Origin of the sequence: Paenibacillus sp. YIM B09110, assembly GCF_037167145.1 — a bacterium.
In the GTDB taxonomy this organism is placed as follows: domain Bacteria; phylum Bacillota; class Bacilli; order Paenibacillales; family Paenibacillaceae; genus Pristimantibacillus.
The window spans coordinates 76,717-91,318 of the sequence record NZ_JBANSP010000004.1 but is presented as its reverse complement, the minus strand read 5'-3'; the positions used below and the strand labels follow the sequence as shown (position 1 = coordinate 91,318).

15 protein-coding genes are annotated in these 14,602 nt (G+C 50.8%); all 15 read left to right on the top strand.

Features of this window, described 5'->3' with window-relative positions; all coding sequences use genetic code 11:
- Positions 1-59 precede the first annotated feature (59 nt).
- A complete protein-coding gene (cymR, locus tag V8F51_RS07145; protein ID WP_337099482.1) occupies positions 60-479 on the top strand; it encodes a cysteine metabolism transcriptional regulator CymR in 420 nt (139 codons plus the stop codon).
- 20 nt (positions 480-499) lie between these two features.
- On the top strand, positions 500-1,651 hold the full coding sequence (locus V8F51_RS07140) for a cysteine desulfurase family protein (RefSeq protein ID WP_337099829.1): 1,152 nt from the start codon (positions 500-502) through the stop codon (positions 1,649-1,651).
- Positions 1,652-1,676: 25 nt separating this feature from the next.
- On the top strand, positions 1,677-2,213 hold the full coding sequence (locus V8F51_RS07135) for a PRC-barrel domain-containing protein (protein WP_337099481.1): 537 nt from the start codon (positions 1,677-1,679) through the stop codon (positions 2,211-2,213).
- Between the two features lie 13 nt (positions 2,214-2,226).
- Positions 2,227-2,430, top strand: coding sequence for a hypothetical protein (locus V8F51_RS07130; RefSeq protein ID WP_337099480.1), 204 nt, complete (start codon positions 2,227-2,229; stop codon positions 2,428-2,430).
- A 171-nt stretch (positions 2,431-2,601) separates the two neighbouring features.
- Positions 2,602-3,672, top strand: a complete 1,071-nt coding sequence (locus V8F51_RS07125; protein WP_337099479.1) for an AI-2E family transporter — start codon at positions 2,602-2,604, stop codon at positions 3,670-3,672.
- A gap of 357 nt (positions 3,673-4,029) precedes the next feature.
- Positions 4,030-6,663 (top strand): alanine--tRNA ligase, encoded by a 2,634-nt coding sequence (gene alaS / locus V8F51_RS07120; protein WP_337099478.1) that lies wholly within the window; start codon positions 4,030-4,032, stop codon positions 6,661-6,663.
- A 103-nt stretch (positions 6,664-6,766) separates the two neighbouring features.
- Positions 6,767-7,030 (top strand): IreB family regulatory phosphoprotein, encoded by a 264-nt coding sequence (locus V8F51_RS07115; RefSeq protein WP_307200181.1) that lies wholly within the window; start codon positions 6,767-6,769, stop codon positions 7,028-7,030.
- A gap of 56 nt (positions 7,031-7,086) precedes the next feature.
- Complete coding sequence (ruvX, locus tag V8F51_RS07110) at positions 7,087-7,503, top strand: Holliday junction resolvase RuvX (protein ID WP_337099476.1); 417 nt, start codon at positions 7,087-7,089, stop codon at positions 7,501-7,503.
- A gap of 8 nt (positions 7,504-7,511) precedes the next feature.
- Positions 7,512-7,808, top strand: coding sequence for a DUF1292 domain-containing protein (locus V8F51_RS07105; RefSeq protein WP_307200178.1), 297 nt, complete (start codon positions 7,512-7,514; stop codon positions 7,806-7,808).
- Complete coding sequence (locus tag V8F51_RS07100; protein WP_337099473.1) at positions 7,808-8,119, top strand: DUF1292 domain-containing protein; 312 nt, start codon at positions 7,808-7,810, stop codon at positions 8,117-8,119. The genes V8F51_RS07105 and V8F51_RS07100 overlap by 1 nt, the downstream gene beginning before the upstream one ends.
- A gap of 325 nt (positions 8,120-8,444) precedes the next feature.
- Positions 8,445-9,485 (top strand): endolytic transglycosylase MltG, encoded by a 1,041-nt coding sequence (mltG, locus tag V8F51_RS07095; protein ID WP_337099828.1) that lies wholly within the window; start codon positions 8,445-8,447, stop codon positions 9,483-9,485.
- Between the two features lie 109 nt (positions 9,486-9,594).
- A complete protein-coding gene (locus V8F51_RS07090; protein ID WP_337099472.1) occupies positions 9,595-10,527 on the top strand; it encodes a peptidase U32 family protein in 933 nt (310 codons plus the stop codon).
- Positions 10,528-10,546: 19 nt separating this feature from the next.
- Positions 10,547-11,809, top strand: a complete 1,263-nt coding sequence (locus V8F51_RS07085; RefSeq protein ID WP_337099471.1) for a peptidase U32 family protein — start codon at positions 10,547-10,549, stop codon at positions 11,807-11,809.
- A gap of 23 nt (positions 11,810-11,832) precedes the next feature.
- Complete coding sequence (locus tag V8F51_RS07080) at positions 11,833-12,108, top strand: DUF3886 domain-containing protein (RefSeq protein ID WP_337099470.1); 276 nt, start codon at positions 11,833-11,835, stop codon at positions 12,106-12,108.
- A gap of 186 nt (positions 12,109-12,294) precedes the next feature.
- Positions 12,295-14,511 carry a methyl-accepting chemotaxis protein gene (locus tag V8F51_RS07075; RefSeq protein WP_337099468.1) on the top strand — a complete coding sequence of 739 codons (2,217 nt, stop codon included), beginning with the start codon at positions 12,295-12,297 and terminating at the stop codon, positions 14,509-14,511.
- Positions 14,512-14,602: the final 91 nt, after the last annotated feature.

Sequence of the window (14,602 nt, the reverse complement as noted above, 5' to 3'; positions counted from 1 at the left end):
AACATGATCAACGATGAATGCAACAACAAAATATGATGAATTTAAAGGGGTGCCTACACTTGAAAATTTCAACGAAGGGCCGTTATGGCTTAACTATTATGATGGAGCTGGCAGCTAAGTTCGGCGAAGGACCAATCTCGCTGAAGAGCATTGCGGAACGCAATCATTTATCCGAGCACTACTTGGAGCAGCTCGTCGCTCCGCTTCGCAACGCGGGGCTCGTTAAGAGTATTCGCGGCGCATACGGCGGCTATATTCTATCGAAGGATCCCGAGCAAATTACGGCGGGAGATATTATACGAATTCTTGAAGGACCGATTTCGCCGGTTGACTTCACGGAAGAGGACGATCCTGCCAAGCGCGACCTATGGCTTCGCATCCGCGACAGCATTGCAGAAGTGCTGGATTCCACGACGCTTGCCGATATGATCAACTTCCAAGATGCAGGCAAAGCAGACAGCTACATGTTCTATATCTAAGTAAGGATGCGACTGCAATGATGAATAGATATTACTTTGACCATGCGGCGACGACGCCGTTGCATCCCGAGGTTGCGAGAGCGATGCTTGAGGTCATGCAAGGGCCGGGAGGCAATCCTTCCAGCATGCATGCGTTCGGAAGAGAAGCGAAGCAGAAGGTGAACCGCGCCCGCGACCTCATCGCGGCGGCGATCGGCTGCCGACCTGCTGAGCTGCTGTTCACTTCCGGCGGAACGGAGAGCGACAACGCGGCGCTGGTCGGGGCGGCGCGCGCGATGCGGCGGCGCGGCAAGAGCCATATTGTAACAGCGGCAACTGAGCATCACGCCGTCCTGCACACCTGCGAGTGGCTGAACAAGGAGGAGGGCTTCACGGTAACGTGCCTTCCTGTTCAGGAGGATGGACGAATCTCTCCAGATTCAGTCGCGGCTGCAATGACTCCGGAGACGGGGCTCGTCAGCATCATGCATGGCAATAATGAAGTCGGGACGATACAGCCAATCGAAGAGATAGGCAAGATTGTAAGAGCGGCCGGTGCGTTGTTGCATGTGGACGCCGTCCAGGCTTTGGGCAGCGTGCCCTATCGCTTGAGCGAGCTGCCGATCGATCTCATGAGCTTCTCAGCGCACAAGATTAATGGCCCGCAAGGCGTGGGCGCATTATATATAGCGAATGGTACGCCATATGAAGCAATTCAGCATGGCGGCTCGCAGGAACGCAAGCGCCGGGCAGGCACTGAAAACGTGCCCGGCATTGTTGGTTTTGCCGCGGCTGTTGACATTTGTGTGAACGAACGCAATCAGAAGCAACCTTTTATGGACAAGCTTCGTAATAGATGGGTAGAGCTGCTTAGAAACACTTTGCCTGATGTGGAGATCGTCGTAAACGGGAGCGAGCAGCATCGCCTGCCTCATATCGTTAATATTAGTTTCGTTGGTATCGATACCGAGACGATGCTGATGAACCTCGATTTGGAAGGCATTGCGGCTTCAAGCGGATCGGCCTGCACCTCAGGGGCGCTGGAGAGATCCCATGTGCTACGAGCGATGGATATTCCGCAAGAGCGGCTTCTATCAGCGGTAAGATTTAGCTTCGGTTTGGGGAATACTATGGAGGAGTTAGAAGAAGCCTCACAGAAAATAGCGACAATTGTGCGGCGTATTCGAAAGTAACCTTTAGGAGGCCTCGAATCAAGGCGTGATTAAACTTCAACGGCTTATTGGACTGCCCGTAATTGTCATTCATTCGGGTAAGCTGGTTGGAACGGTTAAGGATGCATACTTCGACGAGCATTGGCAGTTGCAAGGGCTTGTACTAGAGAGTCCGAGATGGCTCGCTTCATCACTTAAGATCGTTCGATGGCCAGACGTGCTGACATGCGGAGAAGATGCGGTCATTATTGGCAGCGATGATGCGGTCTCGAGGCTGAAGCCGAGGGAAATGCTGCGATCCTTCTATACCGGGATCATCAAGCTGAAGGATTTGCCCGTCGTAACGGTGCAAGGAAATCAACTGGGCCGAGTATCGGATGTTTATTTTTATCCGTTTCAGGGTACACAAATAGTAGGCTACGAGCTTACGGACGGTTTTGTTTCGGATCTGATGGAAGGGCGTAAATGGCTGAAGGCGCCGAGTGATCCAGATACCGTATTACTCGGGGAAGACGCGATTATCGTTCCTGCTGTCAGTGAAGCGGAATTGGAGCCTGTCGCAGCTTCCAATTTCAAAGGATAGGGAGAAATGTTAGATGATGAGATGTCCGAATTGCAATTCGAAAGATATCGGCAAGATCGGTTCCCACCAGTTCTACTGCTGGGGCTGCTTTATTGAACTGACTGTTAACGGCGACAAAATGTCGGTTTACCAGGTGGAAGAGGACGGAACGTTAAGCTCGCTTGACGATTTGTTCTTCGAAGAAGAGATTGCGGGATCGCAGGTTCAGATTAACTAGTCGGCCTGCGCCATTCGATATGAACGTTAAAGCGCGGCCCTATGAGGGGGCCGCCTTTTTTTTGCCGCCTCAAGGATGATTTGCACCGCTTGTACATATACTTTATCAGATCCGGCATGTGCCCCCGGAAGACAGCGAAAGCAGGATGAAGATTGTACGGAGGTGTGGACGGTGGAGCGTTTCACGAACAGCCGTCTGTTTGTTTGGCTGGTTTATCTAATACTGGGCTTAATCGCGATTTATTTGCTGCTGCTTATTAAGCCGCTGCTGCTTAATGTATATGTTTTTTTGCGAGCGGTGCTCGCTCCCTTTATTATCGCTATGATCATATCCTATGTGCTTAACCCGATCGTCTCGATGCTGCATGAACGCAAAGTGCCGCGAACGATCGCCGTGCTCTTGATCTATGCCGTGTTCTGCGCTGCCATTACGGTGTTGCTCGTCAATCTGATTCCGATGTTCATCGAACAAGTGCAGGAATTCAACCGTCATGTTCCGGAACTGTCCATGCGCGCCCAAAATATTGTGTCGGACATCAACAATACGTCTTTCTTGCCGGAGAGCTTCCGCGGGGGCATCAACAAGTCGCTGCTGACGATGGAGAAGAAGGTATCGGAGAGCTTGCTCGGCTTCATTAACAATATCGGCTCGATGTTGAACGCCGTATTCATCGGCTTCATCATCCCGTTCCTCGCTTTCTATATCTTGAAAGACTTCGATGTGTTCGAGAGAACGGTCATTACTTACGTGCCGAAGTCGCATCGCAAGAACACGGTCAGACTGCTGAAGGACATCGACTCCGCGCTCGGGAGCTACATTCGAGGTCAGTTCCTCGTCTGCTTGATCGTTGGCGTGCTTGCCTATCTAGGCTATCTTATTATAGGAATGCCTTATGCGCTTCTGCTCGCGGGCATTGTGGCGATTACGAACGTCATTCCATATATGGGTCCGTTCTTCGGCGCTGCGCCCGCGCTCTTAATCGCTTCAACCGTATCTCTGAAAATGGTGCTGCTCGTCGCCATCGTCAATACGGCTTGCCAAATTCTTGAGGGCAACGTCATCTCGCCGCAAGTGGTTGGCAGAACGCTTCATCTGCACCCGCTGCTCATCATCTTCGCATTGCTTGTCGGGGGTGAACTTGCAGGTGTCGTCGGCATGATTCTAGCCGTGCCGATCTTCGCTGCTTGCAAGGTCATTGTACAGCACATGTTCGCTTACTACGTGCGAAGAAAGATCATTTGACAGCGGCTGACGGCGTAGCTATAATTTGATACTAGTAGAATAGTGCTATACACTAGGAAAGCTTTGACGAAATGAAGTAAGCCGCTGCCCGTCAGCCAGAGAGAAGCCTCTTCGTTGTCTGTCCCGATATAGGGCGGCAGCGTCGGTTGAGAAGGCTTGATGACGAAGAGCGGCCGAAAGCTGATTTCGGAGCGTGAATGAACTTCGCCGGTTGGACCCGTTATCGTCTGCTAAGGCGATTGCATGTGCGTGGAATAACGGCGCAGCAATAACCAGGGTGGTACCGCGAATACATTTCGTCCCTGTCTCTGACAGGGGCGTTTTTTGTTTTCCCACAATAGAGGAGGCGTACTTATTATGAAAGCTAGTGAAATACGTGCCAAATGGCTTGCTTTCTTCGAAAGCAAAGGCCACAAAATCGAACCAAGCGCATCGCTTGTGCCGCATAACGATCCGTCCTTGCTATGGATCAACGCAGGCATGGCACCGCTTAAGCCTTACTTCGACGGACGCGTCGTGCCGGAGAATCCGCGCATTACGAACTCGCAAAAATGCATTCGCACGAATGACATCGAGAACGTAGGCAAGACTCGCCGTCACCATACGTTCTTCGAAATGCTGGGCAACTTCTCTATTGGCGACTATTTCAAGGAAGATGCAATAACGTGGGGCTGGGAGTTCTTGACGAGTCCGCAATGGATCGGCTTCGATCCGGAGCGTCTGTCTGTAACGGTCTATCCAGAAGATGAAGAAGCTTTCGCGCTGTGGAACAAGAAGATCGGCCTTCCGGCGGAACGCATCTACAAGCTGGACGAGAACTTCTGGGATATTGGCGAAGGCCCTTGCGGTCCGTGTACCGAAATCTTCTACGACCGCGGCGACAAATACGGAGATCTATCCGATCCTGAATGCTGGCCAGGAGGCGAGAATGAGCGCTTCCTCGAAGTATGGAATATCGTATTCTCTGAATTCAATCATAACAAAGACGGCAGCTATACGCCGCTTCCGAATAAAAATATTGATACTGGCGCAGGGCTGGAGCGTTTCTCTTCGATTCTTCAAGATGTGGACTCGAACTTCGATACGGACTTGTTCATGCCGATTATCGATCGTACTTGTTCCCTTGCAAATGTTAAATATCATGTTAACGAAGACCATGACGTTGCTCTTAAAGTCATTGCCGACCATATCCGTACGGTTGTATTCGCGGTAGGAGACGGCGTTATGCCGTCGAACGAAGGGCGCGGCTACATTATCCGCCGTTTGCTCCGCCGCGCTGTGCGCTACGGCAAGACCATCGGCATCGACCGTCCATTCCTTTATGGATTGACAGGTATCGTAGGCGAAGTGATGGGCGTTTATTACCCAGAGGTGGTAGACAAACGCGAGTTTATCGAGCGCGTTATCCGTACAGAGGAAGAACGATTCCATGAAACGTTGTCCGACGGCCTTGCCATGCTCGCTGAGCTGGTAGCTGCAGCAACGAAGGCGGGAAGTAAAGAGATTAGCGGCGACGATGCGTTCCGCTTATACGATACGTACGGCTTCCCCTTCGATTTGACGGAAGACTTCGCTGCAGAGAACGGGATGACCGTTGATCGCGCAGGCTTCGATGAAGCCATGGAGCAGCAGCGCGAGCGCGGCCGCGGCGGCCGTCGCGAGACTGGCAGCATGAAGGTGCAAGGCGGACCGTTGTCCGACTTCACGGTTAAAAGCGAATTTGTTGGCTATAATGAACTGGTAACTGAGTCCCAAATCACGGCTATTGTTGCCGGTGAGGAAATGGTTGAAGCGGCTGGCGAAGGAAGCCAGGTAATCGTTATTCTTGACCGCACGCCATTCTATGCGGAGAGCGGCGGTCAGATCGGCGACCGCGGTACGATTACGGGCAATGGCTTCACGCTGCAAGTCGAGAACGTGACGAAAGCGCCGCACGGCCAAACCGTTCATCATGCGGTCGTATCGTCTGGATCGGTACGGTCAGGAGAGACGGTGCAAGCTGTCGTAGCGAAGCCGATCCGCGAGGATATTATCAAAAATCATACGGCAACACACTTGCTGCACAAAGCGCTTAAGGAAGTGCTCGGCGATCACGTTAACCAAGCGGGCTCGCTCGTAGAAGCCGAGCGTCTGCGCTTCGACTTCTCGCACTTCGGCAGCATTACGGCAGAAGAGCTTGTCGACATCGAACGTCGAGTGAACGAGCAGATTTGGCTTAGCACGGGCGTTACAATCGAGAACAAATCCCTTGACGAAGCGAAAGCAATGGGCGCTATGGCGCTATTCGGCGAGAAGTACGGCGACGTTGTACGCGTCGTGCAAGTCGGCAGCTACAGCCTCGAGCTATGCGGAGGCTGCCATGTAACGAACACGTCGCAGATCGGATTGTTCAAGCTTCTGGGCGAGAGCGGTATCGGCTCCGGCGTAAGACGTATCGAAGCGGTAACCGGCAAGCATGCTTATAACTACTTGGAAGGCCAGCTCGATCTGTTGAAGCAGTCGGGGGCTCTTCTTAAGTCGAACACGTCCGATGTGCCTAAGCGGATTGAAGCCTTGTTCGGTCAAGTGAAAGAATTGTCACGCGAGAACGAATCGCTGCAAGCTAAGCTTAGCCGCATCGAAGCGGGATCACTTGAATCGCAAGCGAAGACGGTTAACGGCATCTCGGTGCTTAGCGCTAAAGTCAGCGCTCCTTCGATGGACGCGCTGCGCAGCATCGTTGACGAGCTCAAAGTGAAGCTTCCTTCGAGCGTCATTGTGCTTGGCGCTGTGCAGGACGATAAGGTGAACCTGGCGGCAGCGGTGTCAGCTGATCTCGTGAAGAAAGGCTTCCATGCCGGCAAGATCGTGAAGGAAGCGGCTGTTCATTGCGGCGGAAGCGGCGGCGGCCGCCCGGATATGGCCCAAGCAGGCGGCAAAGACGCATCCAAGCTCGATGAAGCGTTGAAACTTGCGGAAGAACTAGTTGTAAGCAGCGCAAATGTGATATGATAAGGATGTATATCTAGCCGAATAAGGGGGCAAAAGCAAGGAAACGCGCTTTACGCCTCCTTAGGCGCTTGTAAATGCAGTTTTGGAAAGCGAGGTGCTGGCGATGAGTTCAATGGACCAAACGATGAAGTTTAATGTGAAGGCGGAGGGAGTAGAATCTTCTTCTGGAGACATCCTGCTTGCCGTACACGAAGCGCTTCTAGAGAAGGAATACAACCCGATCAACCAAATCGTTGGGTATTTGTTGTCCGGAGATCCTGCGTATATTCCGCGGCACAACAACGCCAGAAGTTTAATCCGCAAGAAGGAACGGGACGAATTAATTGAAGAGCTTGTCCGCTTCTACTTGAATTCTAAGAAATCATAGGTCTCGCGCTTGTACCATAAGAACAATACGATTAAGCTTAGGAGCCAACGCAAGAGATGAGATTGATGGGATTGGATTACGGAGATCGGAACATCGGCGTCGCGATAAGCGATGCGTTCAGATGGACGGCGCAAGGAACGGGCGTCATCGAGCGCAGGCGCGATGGGGGAGAATTCGACCGCATTGCCGAGCTGGTGAAGGAACATGAGGTTAGCGAGATCGTTGTCGGCTTGCCGAAGAACATGAACGGAACGATCGGGCCGCGTGGCGAAATTTGCATCGCATTTGCAGATCAGATCCAGCAGAAACTAAACATACCAGTTCACCTTTGGGATGAACGGCTGACGACGGTAGCAGCCGAGAGGACGCTTATCGAAGCGGACGTCAGCCGGAAGAAGCGCAAGCTAGTCGTGGACAAAATGGCGGCGACGCTGATTTTGCAAAATTATCTCGATTCTAAAACGAAAAGGTGAGGGTAACGATGACAAAGGACGACATGCAGTTTGAAGAGCCGGAAATTATTTATATTCCGGATGAGGACGGCAACGAGGAAGAATTCGAAGTCATCATGAAGTTCGAAGTTGACGGCTCGGATCAAAAATATATGATGGTCGTTCCGCTTGCCAGCGACAACGAGGAAGAGGACGAGGTGTACGCTTTCCGTTACGAAGAAGAAGGCGACGATCTCAAGCTCTACACGATTGAGGACGAGGAAGAGTGGAATATGGTCGAGGAGACATTCAATACGCTGCTCGGCGAAATAGAGGAGCAGGATTAATGTCTACGACTGAAGGCGGAGCGCCAAAACGTCTGTCCGTGCTTAAGGAAGCATTCGGCAAGGAGATTGAGCTTGTCGCTGAGGACGGCGGAATGGAGCTGTACGTAATTAAGGCTGAATTCCAACTAGGCGACATCGTATACGCAGCGCTCCAGTCTGAGGCTATGAGCGGCGAAGATGAAGTGGAGCTGTTCCGAGTCATTCAGGACGGCGAAGAGCCGGAGCTTGAAACGATCGAGGACGATGAAGAATGGGAAGCGGCTGCCGAGGCCTATGACGATCTGCTCTTTGCAGACGATCAAATGCCTTAAGCGACCGCAAGCGATATACAAGCAAGAAAAAGGGCGGTCTACAACCGCTCTTTTTCATGACCACGTCGGAATGATTAAGTTCTTTAAAGCGATAAAGCTTAAAAAACTTAATCATTCCGATTGGCGATAAAAACTTCTTTGCTTCCGAAGTGAGTTTGCTGCGCAAACTTTTAGATCGCTCATCATTGATTTACTCCGATAGAAGTTTTTCTCAATTCGTTTGTCATAAGTGTCGAGGAGGGTTAACAGGTTGGACAAGTCCATTCATCGGCAGGAGCAGAGCGAAGGTAAGGCTCGTTCCGGTCCGAAGCGCAGCCGCATCACGATGTGGGTCATATTGAGCTTGCTAGGCATAATCATTGTCGGTGCCGGCAGTGTTGCCTACTACATCTGGAACGGATTGCAGCCGACAGCTGCAGGGGAAACGAAGCGAATCGAAATTGCTAAAGGGATGTCTGCCATTAAAGTTTCCGATTTGCTGGAAGAGCAAGGCATTATTCGCAATTCATTTATTTTCAAATATTACTTGAAGCTGAACGATCAAGGAGCTAGGTTCCAAGCCGGGCAATACGATCTGAATCCCGGGATGGAGCATGACGCCATTATCGCGAAGCTGAACGCTGGCGATACGGTGCAGGCAGAGACGATTCACTTTACGATTCCGGAAGGCTTCACCGTGCTCCAAATTGCCGATAAGCTTGCCGAACAGGACTTGATCGACAAGGCGAAGTTTCTAGACCTTGCAGCTAGTCAGACAGCATGGGGCGATGCGGAGTCTGTTCGTCAAATTCCGGATAATGCCGAGCTGCATCAGCGGCTGGAAGGCTACTTGTTCCCTGAGACCTACGAGATGAAGGTCGGCAGTACGGAGGAAGACATTATTAAGCGCATGACAAGCGAGCTTGATCGGAAGTTAGGCGAGCTGTCTGAAGATTGGACGGATGAGCTGGAGGCGAAGAAGCTGACATTGCATGAGCTTCTGACAATTGCCTCGCTTATTGAACGAGAGGTTGTCGCCGATGAGGAGCGCGCGCTTGTTGCAGGCGTCATCTATAACCGCATAGCCGAAGGAATGCCGCTTCAGATTGACGCTACCGTTCAATATCTGTTGGACAAGCCTAAAGAACGGCTAATGGAGAAAGACCTGCAAATCGAAAGTCCTTATAATACGTACAAGATTAACGGGTTGCCGCCGGGACCGATTGCAAGTCCAAGCATAGCTTCGATTGAAGCGGCATTGAATCCGGAGCCTTCCGAATACTTTTATTATGTAACGAAGAAGGACGGCACGCAGACGCATCTGTTCGCGAAGACGTACCAAGAGCATTTGAGAAATATCGATAAGAGCAACGAGACAGCGGGTTAACGTTGTGTCATGCAAGATTAGTTAGCGCGGCAAGTCTAGGGGATACAATGGGCCCCTGCGACTTGCTGCGCGAAGCTGTTTTATGAGATTCGCCTGGGAGGAATGGAAGATGGCTTACAAGCCGGAATTACTAACGACGGCTGCCTCGATGGAAGAGCTGGAGCGGTTAATGGAAGCGGGCGCTGATGCGTTCGTTATAGGGGAGTCGCGTTACGGCGCTAGACTCGCGGGACAATTCACTTTGGAAATGATAGCTGATGCGGTTAAGCTTGCGAAGCCGCGCGGCGTCAAAATATATGTTGTCATTAACAATCTGATCGATAATGCAACAATCGAGTCATTGCCGGCTTATATATCCGGCCTTGCGGCAGCAGGTGTAAATGCCATCGTGTTCGGCGATCCAGCCGTTCTAATGGCAGCTCGGGCGAATGCGCCGGGCATGCCTCTTCATTGGAATGCGGAGATGACATCGACTAACTATGCGACTGCTGATTATTGGGGTCGCAGAGGAGCAACTCGTTTCGTGCTTGCCCGCGAGCTTAATATGGAGCAGATCGTTGATATCAAAGCGAATACGAAACTGCCGATTGAGGTTCAAGTGCACGGCATGACGAACATTTATCACTCCAAGCGTTCGCTTGTGAACAGCTACATGGAGCATCAGCAAGAGCCGGAGAAGCTTGATGACTCGAGCTTGGAGCGCGGCCTGTATGTGATGGAGGCCGAACGCCCTGACGAGAGGTTTCCAATCTATGAGGACGCTAACGGTACGCATATTATGAGCTCTGGCGACATCTGTATGCTGGATGCGCTGCATGAGCTGCTTGAAGTCAGCGTGGACAGCTTGAAAATTGAGGGCTTAATGAAGCCGATTGAATATAATGAAACGGTCGTACGGGCTTACCGCAAAGCGATAGATGCCTATACAGCCGATCCGGAAAGCTATGAATTCCAAGAACAATGGCTTGACGACATTCGCGAGGTTCAAGATCCGAAGCGCGAACTAACTTATGGTTTCTTCTTTAAAGAGCAAGTGTATTGATAGAAAGGTGGGACAACAATTGACAGCAACGACAAAAACAACCCCGCGTTATCAGGGGAAACGCCATAGGCTGGATAAACCGGAGCTGCTTGCTCCTGCGGGAAATTTGGAGAAGCTAAAATTTGCTATTCATTATGGCGCGGATGCGGTATATATCGGAGGGCAGAAATACGGTTTGCGTTCGAATGCGGACAACTTCAGCTTCGCCGAAATGAAGGAAGGCGTCGAATTCGCGAACCGATATGGTGCGAAAGTGTTCGTAGCGACGAATATATATGCCCATAATGAGGATATTGCAGGGCTAGAGGATTATTTGCGGGCTCTTCAGGAGGCTGGAATCTCCGCCATCATTGCAGCTGATCCGATTATAATCGAGACGGCGCAGCGAGTAGCGCCGCTCCTTGAGGTGCATCTAAGCACGCAGCAATCGACGCTGAATTGGCAAGCCGTGCAATTCTGGAAAGAAGAAGGACTGCCGCGCGTCGTGCTTGGCCGCGAGACAAGCTTCACAGAAATCGAAGAAATTAAGAAGCATGTCGATATCGAAATCGAAGCTTTCATCCACGGCGCGATGTGCTCCTCGTATTCGGGCCGATGCGTGCTGTCGAACCATTTCACAGACCGCGATTCGAATCGCGGGGGCTGCTGCCAATCATGCCGCTGGAAGTACGATTTGTTCGTGGATGACGCGCCGTTGTACGGCGAAGGCGAGGATCAATTCACGATGGGCTCCAAGGACTTGTGTATGATCGAATATTTGCCGGAGCTGATCGAGGTTGGCGTAGACAGCTTCAAGATTGAAGGCCGCATGAAGAGCATTCATTACGTTGCAACGGTTGTTAACGTATATCGTCAAGCGATTGATGCGTACTTTGCCGATCCTGAACAATTTGAGCTGAAGCAAGAGTGGGTGGAAGAGATCAACAAGGCGGCGAACCGTCCGCTGAATACAGGCTTCTTCCTCGATACGCCGGGTGCGGAGGATCATATATACGAGCCGGAAGAGAAGGCTGCGCCTTATGACTTCGCAGGCATTGTCGTCGATTACGATGCAGAGACGGGATTGGCAACCGTACAGCAACGAAATCACTTTAAACCGGGACAAGAGGTGGAGTTTGTCGGACCGGGCGGCAGATTCTTCAAGCAGACCATTACCGAATTGTTCGATACGGAAGGGCAGCAGCTTGACGCTGCTCGTCATCCGCTGCAGCATATCCGCATTCGTACCAGCGAACCGGTTAAGGCGATGGATATGATGCGCAAGAAGATCGGCAAAAAATAATCATTCGCAATGAGGGAGCGCAAATGGCCAAGCACAAGAAAAAGCAAGGGGCGCCATTCAAGAGTACGCAGCCGAAGGAAGAGAAGGATAATGGGCTGTTGTTGGGCGACTTGCTGAATGCAGATACGATCAAGAAGCTTAAAGGGCAAGCGGAGGAGCTGAAACAGCAGGAAGCTGCCAAGAAGCTGCAAGCTCGCCAAGAGGAAGAGGAGCGCAAGGCACAGGAGCAGAAGCGTAAAGAAAACGATTTTGCTTATTTACTGGAGAACAGCGATCCGAATTGGAGCAAACATAATTAATTACTAGGACTAAAGCCTTATCTTCTGCAGAAGATAAGGCTTTTTTTAAATCTATTATTTCTAATTGACAAGTATCTTCCGATATAAAATAATAGACTGTAAATAGGTATTCCAAATATCGGCAAGATTCGCTAGCATCAGACGAATCCTTATAGGCTAACAATTAAAAAGGCGGTGTCTTTCCTAATGAAGAGCAAAGAGAATAAAGAGCAAAAGCCCAAAAAAGAAAAGAAGCAAAAACTGCCCAAGGGCGTTAACGACAACCCATCAGCAGCCGTTTTGAAAGCGCAAACAGGGTTAAAGAAAGCAACAGGTTTGTTGCAGTCGGTAGGAGGCGCGCTCAAAGAAACGAAGATATCCAACCCGGTTAAGTCGGTCGGGACAAAGCTGTTTTTAATCATTTTTTGCTCCATCATCGCCTGCGTATTGACGGTAGGGCTAATGGCATACTCGCAAGCAAAATCAATCGTAGAACGCAAAGTATCGGATGCAAGCTTCCAAACCGTTAATCAGGTAGCAAGCAATCTAGACGTTATTTATAAAACATATGAAGATTTATCGCTTCAAATTTTGATCGACAAGGATTTCCATACGATCGTGCGTTCGATTCTAGAAGGGGAAGACGATTACACGAAGTTCGAGGCGAGTCGCAAGCTAGGCGACAAGATGCAAAGCTATGTTATGGGCAATAATTCAATTCTTGGCATGGTGCTGCTGCCGATCGTTCCTGAATTGGACATCGTGACGGTAGGCAGCTCCACGACGACAAAGGCCGAAGAGCTTATGAAGAGCGAATTTTTCCAAAAGGCGATTGACGGCTCCGGCAAGACGGTATGGATTGCTCCACAGGCAAATGGATTATCCACGACAGCAGGGCAAGCTTCCTTTGGCGTAAGCCGGTTGATTAAGGACAGTACGTCGAATGAAGCGTCTTACGTGCTTCTCATTGACATTGGATTGAACAGCCTAAGTGAGCGTTATAAGGATGTGCGGCTTGGCGAAGGCAGCCAAATGTCGATTATTGATGAAGCAGGCAATTATGTTGCCAACCTGGATGAAACGCTGATTGGCCAGCCTGCAAGCATTGGGTTGCCTACAGAAGGTGAAGAAGCGTGGGAAGGCTCGATTAAGACCTCGGCTCAGAACGGCGACGACGTGCTGGCAGCCTACAAAACATTCGAAACGATGGATTGGAAGCTGGTCGGAACGATTCCGGTCAACGAGCTTGTGAAAGACGCGAAAGTTATTCGCAATATGACATGGATTACTGCAGCGGTAGCTGTATTGATTGCAATCGCAATCGGTGCCCTTGTCCTTACGACAATTGCTCAGCCGCTCGTGAACATACGCAATCTGATGAACGAAGGAGCGCGCGGCAACCTGACGGTTCGATCACGGATGAAGACACGCCAAGACGAGATCGGTGAGCTTGGCAGCAGCTTTAACCTGATGATGACGCAGATTACGGCACTGGCTCAGCAGACGACGCGTTCGGCGGAGGATGTGCTTAGTACGGCAACCGAGTTGAGTGAAGCTTCCCGCAAGACATCCGTATCGGCGAAGGAGATCGCAGTCGCGACAGAGGAGATTGCAGGCGGAGCAACTAGCCTTGCAATGGAAGCTGAGAGAGGCACAGATCTTACGAACAATATTAACGAGCAGATGAAGCAGGTTATCGAAGCCAATGAGCAAATGGCAAGATCGGCGGGCGAGGTCGACCATGCAAGTAAGCAAGGTACAACCTACATGGGCGTTCTCATTCAGAAGACGGGCATGACCGAGGAAATGACGCGCTCCATGGTCGAGAAGGTTGATGCGCTTAAAGAAAGCACAGGCTCTATCGTTAAGATTCTCGACGTGCTTAACAACTTAACAAAGCAAACTAACATTTTGTCGCTAAACGCAACGATTGAAGCTGCTAGAGCAGGGGCTGCGGGTAAAGGATTCATGGTCGTAGCCGACGAAATCCGCAAGCTGGCTGATCAGTCCCGTCAATCTATCGACGTAGTTGCTAAGATTACAGAGAAGATTCGGAAGGAAATTGACGAGACGGTAAGCGTGCTGTCGGATGCTTATCCGTTGTTCCAAGAGCAGATTGGCTCGGTTAAGGAAGCGAACCAAATCTTCTTGACGGTACAAGGTCAGATGGGTCAATTCGTTCAGAAGCTGGATATGGCAACTGAGTCGATCAGCAAGCTGGATGAAGCACAGGGGGTTATGGCGGAAGCGATGACGAATGTAAGTGCCGTAGCTGAGGAATCCTCGGCAACATCAGAAGAAGTGGCATCGCTCAGCAGCGAGCAGCTTAGCGTAAGCCAAAGCTTGGTGCATCTGTCCGAGAAGCTTGACGCTGTATCGCGCGAGCTGAAGGAATCGTTGTCCGCATTCAAAATCGAATCATAATAGGAGGAGCCCGTCTAATACCGTGAAATTTGCGGTTAGACGGGCTTTTTTTGCTTAAACGAGATCCTCGCAAAACGTCTATCTTTGATAA

What these genes read in the sequence shown, in the direction of transcription:
- mltG (WP_337099828.1), top strand. Translation starts at nt 8,445, where the DNA reads ATGTGGGTCATATTGAGCTTGCTAGGCATAATCATTGTCGGTGCCGGC.
- ruvX (WP_337099476.1), top strand. Translation starts at nt 7,087, where the DNA reads ATGAGATTGATGGGATTGGATTACGGAGATCGGAACATCGGCGTCGCG.
- alaS (WP_337099478.1), top strand. Translation starts at nt 4,030, where the DNA reads ATGAAAGCTAGTGAAATACGTGCCAAATGGCTTGCTTTCTTCGAAAGC.
- V8F51_RS07130 (WP_337099480.1), top strand. Translation starts at nt 2,227, where the DNA reads ATGATGAGATGTCCGAATTGCAATTCGAAAGATATCGGCAAGATCGGT.
- V8F51_RS07100 (WP_337099473.1), top strand. Translation starts at nt 7,808, where the DNA reads ATGTCTACGACTGAAGGCGGAGCGCCAAAACGTCTGTCCGTGCTTAAG.
- V8F51_RS07140 (WP_337099829.1), top strand. Translation starts at nt 500, where the DNA reads ATGAATAGATATTACTTTGACCATGCGGCGACGACGCCGTTGCATCCC.
- V8F51_RS07080 (WP_337099470.1), top strand. Translation starts at nt 11,833, where the DNA reads ATGGCCAAGCACAAGAAAAAGCAAGGGGCGCCATTCAAGAGTACGCAG.
- V8F51_RS07075 (WP_337099468.1), top strand. Translation starts at nt 12,295, where the DNA reads ATGAAGAGCAAAGAGAATAAAGAGCAAAAGCCCAAAAAAGAAAAGAAG.
- V8F51_RS07105 (WP_307200178.1), top strand. Translation starts at nt 7,512, where the DNA reads ATGACAAAGGACGACATGCAGTTTGAAGAGCCGGAAATTATTTATATT.
- V8F51_RS07115 (WP_307200181.1), top strand. Translation starts at nt 6,767, where the DNA reads ATGAGTTCAATGGACCAAACGATGAAGTTTAATGTGAAGGCGGAGGGA.
- V8F51_RS07090 (WP_337099472.1), top strand. Translation starts at nt 9,595, where the DNA reads ATGGCTTACAAGCCGGAATTACTAACGACGGCTGCCTCGATGGAAGAG.